The sequence below is a fragment of the Acinetobacter uliginosus genome, from assembly GCF_044130295.1.
Classification (GTDB): domain Bacteria; phylum Pseudomonadota; class Gammaproteobacteria; order Pseudomonadales; family Moraxellaceae; genus Acinetobacter.
In genome coordinates this window covers 1-15,948 of the sequence record NZ_JBIQOC010000094.1, presented here as the reverse complement: position 1 = coordinate 15,948, position 15,948 = coordinate 1, and the positions used below count along the sequence as shown (strand labels likewise).

The window sequence follows — 15,948 nt, the reverse complement described above, 5'->3', positions numbered from 1 at the left end:
GTGACAAAACCTGAGTCCTTTATAGTTAAAGTGTTTGTTTGCACTCATATTTTAACTATTTAGACTCAGGTTTTTTTATTTAAAGCAAACTATGGGACAGTAGTGCCGTGTACGGTGCTTTTTTATGACTTATTCCATGATTCGACAGGACATTTAACCCCTGGAATTCTTGGTCACCAGGTTATAAAGAAACAGAATAATGATGGCCCCAATCACCGAAGCAATAAAACCTGCTGCAGAGTTTTCACCATACAGTCCGAGTAAGCGCCCACCATAAGTGGCCAATAAAGAACCTGCAATACCGAGCAAGGCAGTAATAAAAAATCCTGCCTTATCATTACCCGGATGAATAGCGCGTGCAATTAAACCTGCAATAAAACCGACCACGATTGCAACGATCAGTGACCACATCAGTCTTCTCCTTTTGTTATCATTTATTTACTTTCAATTCGCTTTCATTTTTATAATTAATCATTTATCCAACACGAAACAGATGAATCCTGCTAATAACTGTTGTTTTTTTGTGCCTGTTGCAATTTAAAGCATAAAAAAGTGGCCTTCGGCCACTTTAAGTATCTTCAGTCTGTCTTATAGACCAATTTCACCAATAAATGGAATATGGCGATATTTTTGATCATAGTCCAAGCCATAACCGACAATAAATTTATCTTCCACTTCAAAGCCCAGGAATTTCACTTCAAGTTCAATTTCACGGCGTGAAGGTTTGCTGATGAGCGTACACAGTTCAATAGAGTTGGGACCGCGAGTGCTCAAGATTTCTAGAACTTTGCTCAGGGTATTACCAGAGTCGATAATATCTTCCACAATCAGTACATCTTTACCGCGAATTTCACCATCCAGATCTTTTAGAATTTTGACATCACGGCTTGAAACCGTACCGCCACCGTAACTGGATACGGTCATAAAATCGAGTTCATGTGGTTTGCTGATTGCACGACATAAATCCGCCATAAAAATGACAGAACCGCGAAGTAAACCAATCAGCACCAATTCTTTGTCACTATTGGCATAGTGAGCATTAATTTTTGCACCAAGCTCTTTGACTTTGGCTTGAATTTCTTCAGTTGAGATCATCACACTCATATGAACGGTCATGGGGAGATACCTAAAAGCAAATCAAAAAATAAAAAAGGTGTTGACCAGCAACACCTCTAAAGTTGTTTTAATTTTAATACATCTGTTTAAGAGATGCATCTTTTTTGCGCTCGTAAATCTAATCAGACCTTGTGCTGCACCGTATCGCGTTTCAGTAAAAATGCACACACCAGGGCAATTCCAGCCCACACAATGATCTTTTTAGCAGATTTTTTTCTCACTTCACTTTTTGACATAGGCTGCTGCTCCATAAATATAGGTGGCATGGATATTACGGTCATCGCCCATGGTCATCAGGGCAAACAAAGCATCTTCAATGCTTTTGGCATGTTCCTGACGCAGTGCCTGCAGTGCAGTGGCTTTTAAATCCAGCACAATAAAATCGGCTTCTTTGCCTAGGTTAAAGTTACCCAGTTTATCCTCCAGATCCAGCGCTTTGGCGCCGCCCAAGGTCGCGTGATACAGAGACTCAAATGCCGAGAGTTTATCGCCCTGAAGCTGCTGTACTTTATAGGCTTCATTCAAGGTTTGCAGCTGACTGAAGGACGTCCCTGCCCCAATGTCTGTGCCCAAACCGACTTTGACCTGTTTTTCCCAGGTTCTTTTTAAGGGAAATAAACCACTGCCCAAAAATAGATTTGAGGTTGGACAAAAGGCGATGGCTGAGTCGGTCGCATGCATACAGTCCCACTCGGTATCTTCTAAATGTACACAGTGGGCAAATACCGAACGTTGCCCGGTTAAACCATAATGGTGATAGACATCCAGATAGCCTTTTTGCTCAGGAAATAAGTCTTTGACCCAGGCAATTTCATTCTTGTTTTCATTTAAATGGGTATGCACATACACATCGGGATATTCGGCTTTCAGCTGCCCTGCTTTGGCCAGTTGCTCTGGCGTCGAGGTCGGTGCAAAACGTGGGGTAATGGCATACAGGTTGCGGCCTTTGCTATGCCATTTTTCAATCAATGCCTTAGAGTCCTGATAAGCAGTCTCTGGCGTGTCACACAAATCTTCTGGTGCATGACGGTCCATCATCACTTTGCCGGCAATTAAACGCATTTGATACTGTTCTGCGGCTGCAAATAAGGCATCGACCGATTCCGCATGGACTGTACAAAAAACCAAAGCTGTGGTGGTGCCGTTTTTTAATAACTCCTGGACAAAAAACTGCGCGATTTTGTCGGCATAGGCTTTGTCTTTAAACTGCAATTCAGTTGGAAAGGTATAGGTATTCAGCCATTCAAGCAGCTGTTCCCCATAGGCCCCGACCATCTCGGTTTGCGGAAAATGGATATGGGTATCAATAAAACCCGGTACAATCAGCTTGTCGGGATAGTGATGAACTTCGACATCAGCCGGAATATGCTGCTGGCCGGTTTGCCAGTCGCCAAACCAGCGAATTTTGCCATTTTCGGCAATCAGTAAACCATCTTCTACATATCGCACTTGGTCGTGAATATCACGCGCTTGGGCAACCGTATTCTGAATATCTAGGAAGCGACCGCGAACCGCCGTCGTTGCAACTACAGAAGACATTGAAAACCTGCGATTTTGAATTTTTTCGATTGATTGTACCTGAAATTTTTCCCTTAAACCCGATCTGATGGGGTTAATCCTCTCCCCTGTGCGATGCATTGAGCGGCATGCTAAAGGATAAAAAACTCTACTTATAAATATCCAGTCGCTTGAAATAGGGGGCATAAAAAAAGCCTTCCATTTATGAGATGAAAGGCCGAATCATTTTATTTAAAAATTAAAGTGACTGTTGTTGCTTGTTGTAGCGAATCGATAACCATGCGGTAATGGACAGGACAATCACAATAAAGCCGAGTGATATCCAGATTGGCATATGGAACACATCCAGCATCAACATTTTGAAACCAATAAACAGCAGGATAATACCGAGACCATACGGCAGGTAATGCATTTTAGATGCTGCACCTGCCAGCAAGAAAAACATGGCACGTAGACCTAAAATGGCCATTAAGTTTGCAGTTAATACGATAAAGGGATCACTGGTAACCGCGAAAATAGCCGGAATGGAATCTACTGCAAAAATGACATCGGAAGCTTCAACCAAAATCAAGACCAGAAATAACGGCGTGGTCCATAACAGACCGTTTTGACGGACAAAGAATTTATCTCCTTCCAGCTGCGGGGTAATACGCATATGTTTACGTAACCACTTGAGTAAGGCCATATCTTCAATATTGGGGTCTTCGTCATGACCTTTAAGAAATTTAAAGCCGGTATAGACCAGGAAAGCACCGAAGATATAAAGTACCCAAGAGAACTCCTGAACGAACCAGGCACCAATAAAAATAAAGATGGTACGTAATACAATGGCGCCGAGTACCCCATAGAGCAATATTTTACGTTGCAATGCCGGAGGAATAGCGAAGGCAGCAAAAATCATCAGCCATACAAAAACGTTATCAATCGCGAGGGATTTCTCTAATAAGTAACCAGCAAAATACTCCATGACTTTGGTATTTGCGATGGCTACCCCAGCTGTCTGTTGCAGGTAAAACCATAAGCCACCACCAAATAGTACGGCGACAGAAACCCAAGCCATACTCCAGTACGCTGCGGTTTTAATTTTGACTTCTTGGCCCTGTTTTTGTCTAAAGCCCAAGAAGTCGATGATGAGCATAACGGCAACTAAACCGAAGAATGCTAAATACAGCCATAAATTGCCAATGGATTCCATAAAAATCTCCACACCTGACAACCGGCCATAAAAAAAACCTTGACCTGTTGCCAGATGATTTAAACATCTGTGTCAACATGATCAAGGTCTTGCCTACATCTGAATATTCATATTATGTAAATTCAGATGCTCAGATACCGACTTTTTGCAAAGTGTAATGACGATATTCTGACACCTGATCATTTTAAAACGGCATCATGATCAGGTTTGGAGGAGGCTACTCCCCTTGTTCAACTTAATTTTGTTTTGGATTTCATCCAAATATGGCTGAAGAATCGCATATTTATTGTAATTGTGCAAATTTTATCTATTCACACTGTTTTAAAATAATCTACTTTTAACGTATTCTGGTTCCAGTCAAATACAAAGTGAGGACTAGCGATGCAGTTTCAACACAAGGATAACGGCCAACAAGGTGAGTTTTTTACTTTGAATGATGCAGGTCAACGAATTGCAGAAATCAGTTATGTTTGGCGCAATGAAAATACCATAGTGGCTGATCATACCTGGGTGGATGATTGTTTGCGTGGTCAAGGCGTAGCACGAAAATTGTTAGATGTTTTAGTTGAATTTGCACGTGAAAAACAGTTAAAAATTATTCCTACCTGTTCCTATGTGGAGGTAATGTTTAAACGTGATCAGAGTTTTACAGATGTTGTAGCCTAAGTTTAAAGATGCTGGCCGATAGAGAGATTGTCTGTCATTTGGCTTTTAAATCTGGCAGATCAAGGCTTTGCAGTAGGGTATAAAATTCAGAACCTGCCATCAGGCCAATAAAGGCCCACTCTTCTATTTTTGATTCAGGCTAAAATAAAAAAAGTCCGCGATGCGGACTTTTTTATCGAAGACTTAAAGTTTAAGCCATGTCGATCATCACCTTTAGTGCCTTTTCATCAGCGGCATGCTTGAAGACATCATAGGCTTTTTCAAACTCAGCAAACTTAAAGTGATGGGTCGCCAGTTTTTCCAGTGGCAGTTTGCCGGAACAGCAGGTTTTCAGCAGCATGCCGGTGGTGTTGGCATTGACCAGACCGGTGGTGATGGTCAGGTTCTTGATCCAGAGCTTGTTCAGTTCAAAGTTGACGGGTTTGCCATGCACACCCACGTTGGCAATATGGCCACCCTCTTTCACCACATGTTGGCAGATATTCCAGGTCGGTTCCACACCCACTGCTTCAATGGCACAGTCAACACCACGACCACCGGTCAGCTCTAAAATCTTTGCAATGGCATCTTCTTTAGCAGAGTTGATGACATGGGTAGCCCCTACAGTCTTGGCAAATTCCAGTCGGTTATCATCTGTATCCACCATAATAATATTGGCAGGTGAATAGAATTGTGCGGTGAGCAGACAGCTCATTCCAATCGGGCCAGCACCGACAATTGCCACGTTATCGCCCGGTTTAACATCACCATACTGCACGCCAATTTCATGTGAAGTTGGTAGAATATCAGACAGGAAAACTGCGACATCTTCATTCAGGCCTTCTGGCAAATGATAGAGTGAAGTATCGGCAAATGGAGTCCGGACATATTCGGCATGGGTGCCATCAATCATGTAACCCATAATCCAGCCCCCTTCATTACGGCAATGCGCGTACAGCTGTTTCTGGCAGTTTTCACAGGTACCACAGCGGCTGACACAGGAAATAATTACCCGGTCGCCTTTCTTGAAGTTTTTTACGGCTGAACCGACTTCTTCTACAATGCCGATGCCTTCATGACCGAGAATGCGGCCATTAAAGCTGCCGGTTTTTTCTTTTTCCACCTGTTCAATTTCGGGGTTTTTACCTTTCCAGATGCCGAGGTCGGTTCCGCAGATTGTGACTTTTGTGAGTTTGATAATCGCATCATCGGGATGCAGGATGGTAGGGATAGGACGTTCTTCGAAGCGGATATCATTGGCGCCGTAGTAAACCATTGCTTTCATTGTATTTGACATGGGGACCATCCTTCTTAATGATTATTGTAAAAGACATCCAGCCGCCTGGCTTATATAGCAACAGTCATGTTGGCGGGATGCTATCCAGTTAAATTAACAAGTCTTGATGACAAGGTCATTAGCAAAATAGTTATTTGAATAAAAAATAATATATGATTTATTAATTTGTTGGTGAAGGACCGCAGAACGATTGGCTACGATCCTGATCAAGTTCAGGCTGAAAAGAAGTTTAAGCGTTTTGCTGTAAGGCACTAATCAATTTCTGGTGTAATCCGCCAAAACCACCATTCGACATAATCACCACAGCATCGCCCTCACCTGCCTCAGAGACAACCGTTTGAATGATGTCATCTAAGCTACGTGCCACCACGGCTTTGTTTGGTGCGGCATCAATTACCGGCTGTAGATCCCAGTCCAGCCCTTCCGGTTGATACCAGATTACTTCATCCGCCAGACGTGCGGAATGCGCCAAACCATCTTTGTGGCTACCCATACGCATGGTATTGGAGCGCGGTTCAATAATGGCCCACAGTTTACGTTCACCCAGGCGTTTGCGTGCGCCGTCAAGCGTGGTTTCAATGGCGGTTGGGTGATGGGCAAAATCATCATACACCTCAATGCCTTTTACCGTATCCAGCAATTCCATACGGCGCTTGACGCCGCCAAAGTTGGAAAGTGCTTCACATGCAGTTTCGATCGAAACGCCCACATGTTCCGCCGCTGCAATGGTCGCCAAGGCATTGGCCACACTGTGCTGTCCGGTCATGTTCCATTTCACGATACCTTTAACGATACCATTTTCCAGTACTTTAAAATGTGAACCATCATTTAATAACTGTTCGGCAGAAAGTAACGCTTTGTCATTGGCATCCAATGAAGTGCGAACCACAGGTGTCCAGCAGCCCATCTGCAAAACTTCATCAATATTGGTTTCGGTAATTGGCGCAATAATGCGGCCTTCACTTGGAATGGTCCGTACTAAATGATGGAACTGTTTTTGAATCGCAGCCAGATCATCAAAGATATCGGCATGGTCAAATTCAAGGTTATTCAAAATCGCGGTTTTAGGATGGTAATGCACGAACTTGGAACGCTTGTCGAAGAAGGCAGAATCATATTCATCTGCTTCCACACAGAAGTATTTGCCGCCGCCTAAACGTGCACTTTCACTAAAACCCAAAGGTACGCCGCCAATCAAAAAGCCCGGATTTAAACCGGCCTGATCCAGTACCCAAGCCAGCATAGTGGTTGTGGTGGTTTTACCATGGGTTCCTGCAACACCCAGCACATGTCTGCCTTGTAAAACATGATCGGCCAAGAACTGTGGACCTGAAATATAAGGCAGACCTTCATTGAGCATGTATTCCACCGCATCAATGCCGCGCTTCATGGCATTCCCGACAATCACCAGATCGGGATGTGGCTGCAAATGACTGCGGTCATAACCCTGCATTAAGCCAATGCCTGCATTTTCTAGTTGGGTTGACATGGGTGGATAGACATTTGCATCCGAACCCGTCACTTTATGTCCTAAATCACGTGCCAATAGTGCGAGCGAACCCATAAAGGTGCCACAAATACCCAAAATATGCAGATGCATGCGTTTTAACTCCACTGCTTTTTAGACACATCACGTTGTTATTGGTGGTGTTGTCATTATTGATTCAATTTGAAAGCAACGATATCAAGGGTTTTGCGGAAAAGATAGTCTTTCTTGTATCTATTCCCGGCATTGCATCCGGTAGTTTAGGGGGCTGTTGGATCGGGATTTCTCCGCGCTAAAATCCGTCCGGAAATCACATGCTTTTTTACTGGAAAAACGTAAAATATTTGCAGTTATTCCAGATCAATTGACTATGTACTTTGCCCTGCTGCTTTTAATTATTTCCAACTGCTTTATGACTTTGGCCTGGTATGGTCATCTTAAATTTTTACATGATGCACCCATTTGGCAGGCGATTTTATTCGGCTGGCTGATCGCCCTGCTGGAGTACAGTTTTATGATTCCCGCCACTCGCCTGCTTGCACAACAGGGCTGGGCTGTGGGACAAATGAAAATAACCCAGGAAGTGGTGACCTTGCTGGTCTTTGTACCTTTTATGATTTTTCTGTTTAAACAGCCGTTTAAACTGGATTATTTGTGGGCAGGATTGTGTCTTTTAGGTTGTGTATATTTTGTTTTTAGAAGTCAGTAAAACTTGATAATTTTATTTGGAATTTGAGTTACTTCATCGCCTTCTTCTCAAGTTATGATCCAAAATAATTTGTGGAGGCATTGTTTTACTTTTGAGGGATCAAAAGTAACAAAAATCCTTTGTTGATCTGATGATACTTCCTTGTATCACAGCTCAACGGCGACCTCCATGTCGCCTTTACGCGATAGCATCGTTGGAAATAATAATTTAATACTTTTTTAGAATTGATGATGATTTCTTTATTATTTACCTAAAAAGCAGCGGAAATACAGCAGTAAAGTATCTGTTAAATTTTGGTGAGATGAAAAATCAGTCTATAATAGCGAGCTTGTGATTCATTTAAAACTTGGCTCTTGTCGAGATTTATCCTTCCTTACATTCGTTTATGGAACATTTGCAATGAATGCGGCTGCTGCAGACACTCAACCTCTCGTTGGAATTATCATGGGTTCCCAATCTGACTGGGCAACTCTGGAACACACTGCCAATATGCTGAAACAGCTTGGCGTCCCATTTGAAGCGGAAGTTGTTTCTGCACACCGTACCCCAGACCGTTTATTTGAATATGCTGAAACAGCACGTGAACGTGGTATTCAGGTGATTATTGCCGGTGCTGGCGGTGCAGCGCATCTTCCAGGCATGTGTGCAGCAAAAACCGACTTACCGGTTCTGGGTGTACCAGTGAAATCTTCTATTCTTAATGGCGTAGACTCATTGCTTTCAATCGTGCAAATGCCTGCTGGTATCGCAGTGGGTACATTGGCAATTGGTCCTGCTGGTGCAACCAATGCAGCCATTATGGCAGCGCAAATTTTAGGTTTAACACGTCCTGAAATTGCAAAAAATGTTGCTGAATTCCGCGCTGCGCAAACTGAAAAAGTGGCAAGCAAAAATATTCCAGGCCAAAACTAAAGCCAAGCTTAAAACGGGACACATGTTATGGATAAAACCATCGGTATTTTTGGTGGTGGTCAACTCGGCCGTATGATGGCGCAAGCTGCTCTACCGTTGAATATTCAATGCACCTTCTTTGAAGCCAATACAGATTGCCCTTCTGCAGCGCTGGGTCAGGTCATCTCAAGCCAAGCTGAAAATGGTTTAAATGAATTTATTCAAAGTGCGGATGTATTTAGTCTGGAGTTTGAAAATACCCCGCTTGCAGATGTGGATATTTTAACCCAGCAAAAACAATTACACCCGCCGCGTCAGGCTTTGGCTATTGCGCAAAACCGTTTGCTGGAAAAAGCTTTATTCGATCAACTCGAGATTCCAGTTGCGCCTTATAAGGCAGTCGATTCGCTAGAAACCTTACAAGTGGCTGTTGCTGAACTGGGTTTGCCAATCGTCTTGAAAACGACAACAGGTGGCTACGACGGTAAAGGTCAGTTTGTGCTGCGTTCTGTAGATCAGGTTGATCAGGCATGGGCTGAGCTTGGTCCGGCTGGTTCACTGATTGCAGAAAGTTTTGTGACTTTCTCACGTGAAGTTTCAATTATTGCGGTACGTGGCCAAAATGGTGAGGTGAAAACCTGGCCATTGGCAGAAAACCACCATCATAATGGTATTTTGTCGCACTCAATTGTGCCTGCACCTAACAGCGCCGATTTACAGCCTGTGGCACAAGACTACATCACTCGTCTGCTGAATCATTTGAATTATGTCGGTGTGTTGACGCTAGAGCTATTTGTCACTGACAAGGGCTTGTATGCCAATGAGATGGCACCACGCGTGCATAACTCGGGGCACTGGTCAATTGAAGGTGCTGTTTGCTCGCAGTTTGAAAACCACATTCGTGCGGTGGCGGGCTTACCTTTAGGTTCAACTGAAGTGGTTCGTCCAACGGTGATGATCAATATTATTGGTCAACATCCTAAATCTGAAGATGTCTTGGCTTTAAATGGCGCTCATTTGCACCTTTATAACAAGACTGAGCGTGAAGGTCGTAAAATTGGCCATATCACCTTGATGCCAAATGACAGTGCTGAACTGACTACTTTATGCCGTGCATTGGCGAAAATTTTGCCGAATCCACTAGCACTTAGCGAAGATATGAGCATTTAAACCCAAGTTTGAATGATAAAAAAGCGGTCATGCCAATGATCGCTTTTTTTATGCCTGCACTTCGGGCATGATTGCGCCTCTTTTCGAGAATGCGCCATTTATCGGAACAAAATAAAAATAATTGTGTGTAATTTATACAATGCTTTATAAATATACTGCATAAAAAACAAACAAATAGAATGGTTCTGTATTTTAGTTTTATTGTCGTAAAACAATGCAGAAATTTTTAAATTCAAAAGATAAAAATAAATTCAAAATATGAATTTAAATTTAAACTCGTGCATTTGAATTTAAAAAAATATGAATTCAAAGTATTTGAGCAGGAAATGAATTTAAACTTTTAAATTTAAAAACTAGGATTTTAAATTTAAAGTATGAGCTTTCTAAGATTATAAAAACGGTCAGAATTAGCTTACCCACAAGCCGTTTGAATTTAAAACTTTGCTTTAAATTTAAAATAATGAATTTAAATTCATATTTCCTTATGTTTTGAATTTAAAAAAACTAAAAATAAAATCTGTGGATAAAATTTTTAAATTCAAAAGTAAATATGAATTTAAAATGAAGAAAATGAATTTAAATTTACGATTTGATTCAGAAACGATGTGCTGATGGTGGTATGGTAAAAGCATAATTTAAATTCAAAGATCGTAAAGGATACTATGCAGCGCTTAGCTTTCGTTTTAGGTTCAGTTTTCCTTGCCATGACTCAAGCCAATGCTGAGCTGATTATTAATGGTCAACCTGTCACAGTCACTTCAACCCCACCAGCCAATCAAATTTTGACTTCGCAAAATAATTTTCAGCAATGTCTGGCAAACTTACGTAGTCAAGCCATAACTTCGGGTGTGAGTAGCTCTACCTATGATCGCTATACGCAAAATTTAACGCCTGATTATTCTGTGATTGATAAATTGAATTATCAGCCTGAATTTTCGACCCCGATTTGGGACTATTTATCCGGTCTGGTTGATGAAGAGCGGGTACAGTTGGGGCAACAAAAACTGGCCCAGCACCGAGAGGTGTTAAATCGTGTTGCAGCCACCTATGGGGTGCCGGCTGAAACCGTGGTGGCGGTTTGGGGTGTAGAAAGTAACTTTGGCGATATTTCCGGAAGCTATCCTTTATTGCAGGCTTTGGGAACTTTAAGTTGTGAAGGGCGTCGCCAGGGGTATTTCCGTGGCGAATTTTTTACCACCATGCGAATTTTGCAGCGCGGTGATTTAAGCGAACAGCAAATGAAAGGCTCGTGGGCAGGGGCATTTGGCCATACCCAGTTTATGCCTTCTACTTATGATGAGTTGGCTGTCGATTTTGATGGCGATGGACGCCGTGACCTGGTGTCCAGTACTACAGATGCTCTGGCTTCAACCGCCAATTTTCTGAAAAAACGCGGCTGGCAAACTGGCATGCCTTGGGGCTTTGAAGTCAGAATTCCGGAAGGCATGTCTATTGCGGGTGAAAGCCGTCGCAATAAAAAGGCTTTAAGCAGCTGGGTCAGTCAAGGCGTGGTTCGCGCGGATGGTTCAGCGTTAATTCAAGGTAATTTAAGCGAGTCATCTGCTGCAGGTCTCATGGCACCTGCGGGTGAAAAAGGGCCGTTATTTTTAGTCTTTAAAAATTTTGATGCTATATATAGTTATAATGCTGCGGAAAGTTATGCTCTGGCGATTGCGCATTTGTCTGATCGCTTACAGGGTCAGAGTGCTGGCTTTAGTAAAACCTGGCCCACTGATGATGCAGGAACATCGCGTGCAGAGCGTCGTGAAATTCAGCAATTCTTGATCAATCGCGGTTATGACATTGGTACTGTAGATGGCCTGATTGGGGATAAAACCCGTCAAGCGATCCGTCAGGAACAGATTCGTTTGGAGCTTAGCCCAACCGGACGAGCCGGACAACAAATTTTAAATGCCTTGCGCAGTGAAAATGCTAAAAAAATGATGCAATAGATAGCTCTATAAACGTATAGAAATAAAAAGGTCTGCATCAAGCAGACCTTTTTATGCTGAAGTTTTGCATTAAAAAATATTTAGACGGCCGTTATGCTTCCCAAAATACGATAGCCAGCCGCACCGGTGACTGCAGGCAGATTACCACTTTGCTGATTCACAAAGCGCATAGCCAGCCAGGCAAAAGCAGTTGCTTCCACCCAGGTTGGGCTCAGCCCTAAATCTGCTGTAGTTTGTACTGTCCATTCGTGTTTGCGTAAACGCCAGCGCAATTGTTCAAGCAGGTTCGAGTTATAGGCTCCGCCACCGCAGACATAAACTTCACCGGTATCCATGTCGGAACGGTAAATGGCTTTTTTAATGGCGCGGGTGGTCAGTTTCATTAAGGTCGCCTGAACATTTTCAGGGGTATCTTCTAATTCGTCATATTCAAGGTCATTACGCCAGTCGAGAATCTGTTCATCCAGCCATTCCAGGTTGAAGTCTTCGCGGCCAGTACTTTTCGGTGGTTCTTTGGAGAAAAACTCATGCGCCTGCAAGCGGTCCAGCAGGCTGCGAATGGGTTGTCCGTAGGCTGCCCAGTTGCCATTTTCATCATAGGGCTGACCAGTATAACGCTGACACCAGGCATCCATAAGAATATTGGCAGGACCGGTGTCAAAACCAAATACCGCTTCGGGTTTGCCGGCAGGCAGCATACTGACATTGGCAATCCCGCCTAAATTCAGAATTACACGATGAATGTTGTCATGCTGAAACAAGGCTTGATGAAATGCAGGAACCAGAGGGGCACCTTGACCGCCAGCCGCCATATCACGACGACGAAAATCTGAAATGACTGGAATTTGCGTCATTTCGGTAATGATGTTGGGATCACCAATTTGCAGGGTGAAGCCATGTTCAGGGCGGTGGCGTATGGTTTGTCCATGCGAACCGATGGCTTTAATTTGGTTACGATCTAAATGGTTCTTTTCAATGAGCGTATTAATGCCTTGACCAATCATGCTGGCTAAAGCAACGTCAGCTTTGCCCATACGGTCAATTTCATTGTCGCCCGGTAGGGTGAGCGCCATCAGTTCGTCACGAAGATCTGGATCAAATGGCAAAGTGAGGGTCGCATGAAGCTGTAAGGGATCAAAAGAAGCAGCAACAATATCGACACCATCCATGCTCGTGCCGGTCATTACCCCAATATAGATCGCTGTCATGATTATTCTTAAGCCTGCAATGTGCTGAAAAAGTGTTAGTATATCGCACAAATTGAATAACTGATGTGTTTGGGTTTTGTGATGTCAAATTTCCTGCCGGCTGAAGAACAACTTGCCCTCATTCAACGAGGCACGCATGAAATTATTTCTGAAGAAGATCTTCTGAAGAAATTAAAAGAAAATCGTCCGCTTAAAATTAAAGCGGGTTTTGACCCAACTGCACCTGACTTGCACTTGGGCCATACGGTTCTGATTAATAAATTGAAAGTGTTCCAGGATTTGGGGCATGAAGTTTATTTCCTGATTGGTGACTATACCGCCATGATCGGTGATCCAACAGGTAAAAGCGCGACACGTCCGCCTCTGTCACGTGAAAAAGTGCTGGAAAATGCAAAAACCTATCAAGAGCAAGTATTTAAAATTCTTGATCCGGCTAAAACCAAGGTGGTATTCAACTCTGAATGGTTTGCTCAAAAAACTGCAGCTGATTTAATCCAGCTGGCTTCACAGCAGACTGTAGCACGTATGCTGGAACGTGATGACTTTACCAAACGTTATAACAGCCACCAACCGATTGCGATTCATGAATTTTTATATCCATTGGTGCAAGGTTATGACTCGGTCGCATTACATGCTGACGTAGAGTTGGGGGGGACAGACCAAACCTTTAACCTGTTGATGGGGCGTACTTTGCAAGGTCGTTATGACCAGGAAGCACAAGTCTGTATTACGGTACCGATTCTTGAAGGTTTAGATGGCGTGAATAAAATGTCTAAATCTTTAGGTAACTACATTGCCGTGTTTGATGCACCGGGTGCGATGTACCAAAAAGTTCTTTCAATGCCCGATTCCCTGATCGAGCGTTATTTTGATTTGTTAAGCTTCAAGTCGATTGAAGAAATCCAGCAGCTGTTAAAAGAAGTGGCTGAAGGTCGTAATCCGCAAGAAGTGAAAAAGATTCTTGCACTTGAATTGGTTGAGCGTTTCCATGGTGCCGAAGCTGCGGCAACTGCACATAAAGGTGCGGGTAACCTGATTACCGAAGGTGAATTGCCTGAAGGAACACCTGAGGTGACCATTTCACGTGGCGAATTTGGTGGTGAAATCTTTATTACCTCTATTTTACGTGCTGCGGGTTTAACTAAAAATGCGGCTCAAGCCAAAGATGCGATCGGTCGTGGTGCTGTTAAAGTAGATTGGAATGTGGTTGATGCTAATTTTTCTGTGAAAGAGAACGTGACTTTGATCGTTCAAGCCAGCAAAAAAGCAATTGCAAAAGTGACTTTTGTAGACTGAGTATTATTCTAAGTTGTTGAAATAAAAGCAGGCTTCGGCCTGCTTTTATTTTTTTAGTTATATATGAATTATATAAATATATAAATTCAAAAAAAAGCTTATAAAAACAATACTTAAATTTTTCCAATTGTCTTGATTTTGTCATATTTTATGTTTAAGATTTATTCATCTAGACATTGTGTAGAAACATATCTAGAGGGTATATAAGAATAACTCCACAATTTTTAAGTCTCTTCCCCAAGAGGCTTTTTTTAAATTTTTGTAGATAACTATAATAATGACACGATGGATCGCATAAAGATTCAACTCCAGGGAAGAGATTTTGGGAGAGATCTCTTCCTTTTTTATTTCTGAATTTCCACGATTCCTGCTGATTTTTTATTGGACTGTTGCGTTTTTCATTTGCTTGAAATACGGGCTAGACTGCAGTATGAATGCTGAGATTGAATCCCATCATTAGCATGCTTGTGATATGGAATCTCAAAAATATTTATAAAAGTCATAAAAAAGAGGGTAAGCATTATTTATGTATCATTACCAGACTCAGGATATTTTTGATCAGGAAATCGATTTTATTTTACGTTTTCTATTTGAATACGATACGCCTGAACAGAAGCAGGAATCTTTTGAGCAAGCCTATGCTTTATTACAGCGATTAGATATTGCCTCTCACTATCTTTTATTTTCATTGGTCAAAGAACGTTTACCGCGTCGGGCTAAATTATTATTTGCTGCTGAAGACTATAAGGGTAAGAAAGAAATGATTGAAGAAGTCATGTGTTATTGGTTGGGGCGTAATGATTCACCCTATGTAGCTTAATTCATCTGAATAGGCTGTTCAATCTTTATGAGTTCTTCATTTTTTGTGGTTGAAAAGGAGGTGGAAAGATAACGGATTCATTTTAAATCGCAAAAAATCTGTCTAAAAGTAGAAAGCTGCTTTGAATAAAGTGTTGTATATCTATAAGTCGGATGGAAAAGAGCAAAATATCGTCTGTAATCAGAGAAAGCTTTAAAAATCCTTTATAGCGAAAAGGAATTTTAGGGTTTTATTGGAATTCCGTAGTTTTTTGATCGCTATCAGGTCTTAAAAAAATGGGTTGTTTTTATTTGAATCACAATGAATCCGCTATTTTTTTAAGAAAAATGCTCAAAATTTAGATAAAAAAGCGATTTTTTGGCAATTTTCGTAGAAAAAAGAGACATACGTGAAAAATATAGTGAATTGGGGGTTGCAATGATTCTGAAATCCTCTAGAATGCACTCCATACCGACGAGATAGACGGAAACGAACGAAGCACGAAGTGCTAAGTTGTTAAGTTCATTAAAGTCCAGCTTCTAATACTGACGAGGTATTAGAAAGATCATTAAGAGATTATGAAGAACAACTTGTGTGGATTTTTACTGGTTGATTGATCGAAATTATTTTCATTGATTGAATGGTAGAAATTACTCGAAGTTTATT

14 protein-coding genes are annotated in these 15,948 nt (G+C 42.1%); 7 read left to right on the top strand and 7 right to left on the bottom strand.

Going from position 1 to position 15,948, the window contains the following annotated elements; all coding sequences use genetic code 11:
- Nucleotides 1–153: 153 nt before the first annotated feature.
- The 4 genes from ACE01T_RS15145 to ACE01T_RS15130 form a co-directional block, all read right to left on the bottom strand.
- The gene (locus ACE01T_RS15145) at nt 154–411 is read right to left on the bottom strand and encodes a GlsB/YeaQ/YmgE family stress response membrane protein (protein WP_086197596.1); all 258 of its coding nucleotides are present in this window, start codon (nt 409–411) and stop codon (nt 154–156) included.
- Nucleotides 412–588: 177 nt separating this feature from the next.
- Nucleotides 589–1,116 carry a hypoxanthine phosphoribosyltransferase gene (gene hpt, locus ACE01T_RS15140; protein ID WP_180043249.1) on the bottom strand — a complete coding sequence of 176 codons (528 nt, stop codon included), beginning with the start codon at nt 1,114–1,116 and terminating at the stop codon, nt 589–591.
- A 222-nt stretch (nt 1,117–1,338) separates the two neighbouring features.
- On the bottom strand, nt 1,339–2,655 hold the full coding sequence (gene guaD, locus ACE01T_RS15135; RefSeq protein WP_395519595.1) for a guanine deaminase: 1,317 nt from the start codon (nt 2,653–2,655) through the stop codon (nt 1,339–1,341).
- 217 nt (nt 2,656–2,872) lie between these two features.
- Nucleotides 2,873–3,829, bottom strand: a complete 957-nt coding sequence (locus tag ACE01T_RS15130) for a TerC family protein (protein WP_395519594.1) — start codon at nt 3,827–3,829, stop codon at nt 2,873–2,875.
- Nucleotides 3,830–4,210: 381 nt separating this feature from the next.
- Here ACE01T_RS15130 and ACE01T_RS15125 point away from each other — a divergent pair, with 381 nt between their 5' ends.
- Complete coding sequence (locus ACE01T_RS15125) at nt 4,211–4,495, top strand: GNAT family N-acetyltransferase (RefSeq protein ID WP_180043251.1); 285 nt, start codon at nt 4,211–4,213, stop codon at nt 4,493–4,495.
- A gap of 190 nt (nt 4,496–4,685) precedes the next feature.
- Here the strand turns inward: ACE01T_RS15125 and ACE01T_RS15120 are convergent, their stop codons facing one another.
- Together ACE01T_RS15120 and mpl are read right to left on the bottom strand one after the other, a co-directional pair.
- Nucleotides 4,686–5,771, bottom strand: coding sequence for a zinc-dependent alcohol dehydrogenase family protein (locus tag ACE01T_RS15120; RefSeq protein ID WP_180043252.1), 1,086 nt, complete (start codon nt 5,769–5,771; stop codon nt 4,686–4,688).
- A 229-nt stretch (nt 5,772–6,000) separates the two neighbouring features.
- Nucleotides 6,001–7,371: a UDP-N-acetylmuramate:L-alanyl-gamma-D-glutamyl-meso-diaminopimelate ligase gene (gene mpl / locus ACE01T_RS15115; RefSeq protein ID WP_086197602.1), complete on the bottom strand. Its 1,371-nt coding sequence runs from the start codon at nt 7,369–7,371 to the stop codon at nt 6,001–6,003.
- Between the two features lie 256 nt (nt 7,372–7,627).
- Here mpl and ACE01T_RS15110 point away from each other — a divergent pair, with 256 nt between their 5' ends.
- From ACE01T_RS15110 to ACE01T_RS15095, 4 genes are all read left to right on the top strand, one after another.
- The gene (locus ACE01T_RS15110; protein WP_086197613.1) at nt 7,628–7,966 is read left to right on the top strand and encodes a DMT family protein; all 339 of its coding nucleotides are present in this window, start codon (nt 7,628–7,630) and stop codon (nt 7,964–7,966) included.
- A gap of 399 nt (nt 7,967–8,365) precedes the next feature.
- The gene (gene purE / locus ACE01T_RS15105; protein ID WP_092820923.1) at nt 8,366–8,878 is read left to right on the top strand and encodes a 5-(carboxyamino)imidazole ribonucleotide mutase; all 513 of its coding nucleotides are present in this window, start codon (nt 8,366–8,368) and stop codon (nt 8,876–8,878) included.
- Nucleotides 8,879–8,905: 27 nt separating this feature from the next.
- Nucleotides 8,906–10,027, top strand: a complete 1,122-nt coding sequence (locus ACE01T_RS15100; RefSeq protein ID WP_180043253.1) for a 5-(carboxyamino)imidazole ribonucleotide synthase — start codon at nt 8,906–8,908, stop codon at nt 10,025–10,027.
- Nucleotides 10,028–10,689: 662 nt separating this feature from the next.
- Complete coding sequence (locus ACE01T_RS15095) at nt 10,690–11,979, top strand: lytic murein transglycosylase (protein WP_180043254.1); 1,290 nt, start codon at nt 10,690–10,692, stop codon at nt 11,977–11,979.
- Between the two features lie 80 nt (nt 11,980–12,059).
- Here ACE01T_RS15095 and ACE01T_RS15090 read toward each other — a convergent pair whose 3' ends face one another.
- Nucleotides 12,060–13,187, bottom strand: a complete 1,128-nt coding sequence (locus ACE01T_RS15090; RefSeq protein ID WP_180043255.1) for an anhydro-N-acetylmuramic acid kinase — start codon at nt 13,185–13,187, stop codon at nt 12,060–12,062.
- A 63-nt stretch (nt 13,188–13,250) separates the two neighbouring features.
- On the opposite strand from ACE01T_RS15090, the gene tyrS reads away from it, so the two are divergent.
- Both tyrS and ACE01T_RS15080 read left to right on the top strand, forming a co-directional pair.
- Nucleotides 13,251–14,483 carry a tyrosine--tRNA ligase gene (gene tyrS / locus ACE01T_RS15085; protein WP_180043256.1) on the top strand — a complete coding sequence of 411 codons (1,233 nt, stop codon included), beginning with the start codon at nt 13,251–13,253 and terminating at the stop codon, nt 14,481–14,483.
- A 526-nt stretch (nt 14,484–15,009) separates the two neighbouring features.
- The gene (locus ACE01T_RS15080; protein WP_086197607.1) at nt 15,010–15,303 is read left to right on the top strand and encodes a hypothetical protein; all 294 of its coding nucleotides are present in this window, start codon (nt 15,010–15,012) and stop codon (nt 15,301–15,303) included.
- Nucleotides 15,304–15,948 lie beyond the last annotated feature (645 nt).

What these genes read in the sequence shown, in the direction of transcription:
- guaD (WP_395519595.1), bottom strand. Translation starts at nt 2,655, where the DNA reads ATGTCTTCTGTAGTTGCAACGACGGCGGTTCGCGGTCGCTTCCTAGAT.
- ACE01T_RS15090 (WP_180043255.1), bottom strand. Translation starts at nt 13,187, where the DNA reads ATGACAGCGATCTATATTGGGGTAATGACCGGCACGAGCATGGATGGT.
- ACE01T_RS15100 (WP_180043253.1), top strand. Translation starts at nt 8,906, where the DNA reads ATGGATAAAACCATCGGTATTTTTGGTGGTGGTCAACTCGGCCGTATG.
- hpt (WP_180043249.1), bottom strand. Translation starts at nt 1,116, where the DNA reads ATGACCGTTCATATGAGTGTGATGATCTCAACTGAAGAAATTCAAGCC.
- purE (WP_092820923.1), top strand. Translation starts at nt 8,366, where the DNA reads ATGAATGCGGCTGCTGCAGACACTCAACCTCTCGTTGGAATTATCATG.
- mpl (WP_086197602.1), bottom strand. Translation starts at nt 7,371, where the DNA reads ATGCATCTGCATATTTTGGGTATTTGTGGCACCTTTATGGGTTCGCTC.
- ACE01T_RS15095 (WP_180043254.1), top strand. Translation starts at nt 10,690, where the DNA reads ATGCAGCGCTTAGCTTTCGTTTTAGGTTCAGTTTTCCTTGCCATGACT.
- ACE01T_RS15080 (WP_086197607.1), top strand. Translation starts at nt 15,010, where the DNA reads ATGTATCATTACCAGACTCAGGATATTTTTGATCAGGAAATCGATTTT.
- ACE01T_RS15130 (WP_395519594.1), bottom strand. Translation starts at nt 3,829, where the DNA reads ATGGAATCCATTGGCAATTTATGGCTGTATTTAGCATTCTTCGGTTTA.
- tyrS (WP_180043256.1), top strand. Translation starts at nt 13,251, where the DNA reads ATGTGTTTGGGTTTTGTGATGTCAAATTTCCTGCCGGCTGAAGAACAA.
- ACE01T_RS15120 (WP_180043252.1), bottom strand. Translation starts at nt 5,771, where the DNA reads ATGTCAAATACAATGAAAGCAATGGTTTACTACGGCGCCAATGATATC.
- ACE01T_RS15145 (WP_086197596.1), bottom strand. Translation starts at nt 411, where the DNA reads ATGTGGTCACTGATCGTTGCAATCGTGGTCGGTTTTATTGCAGGTTTA.
- ACE01T_RS15110 (WP_086197613.1), top strand. Translation starts at nt 7,628, where the DNA reads ATGTACTTTGCCCTGCTGCTTTTAATTATTTCCAACTGCTTTATGACT.
- ACE01T_RS15125 (WP_180043251.1), top strand. Translation starts at nt 4,211, where the DNA reads ATGCAGTTTCAACACAAGGATAACGGCCAACAAGGTGAGTTTTTTACT.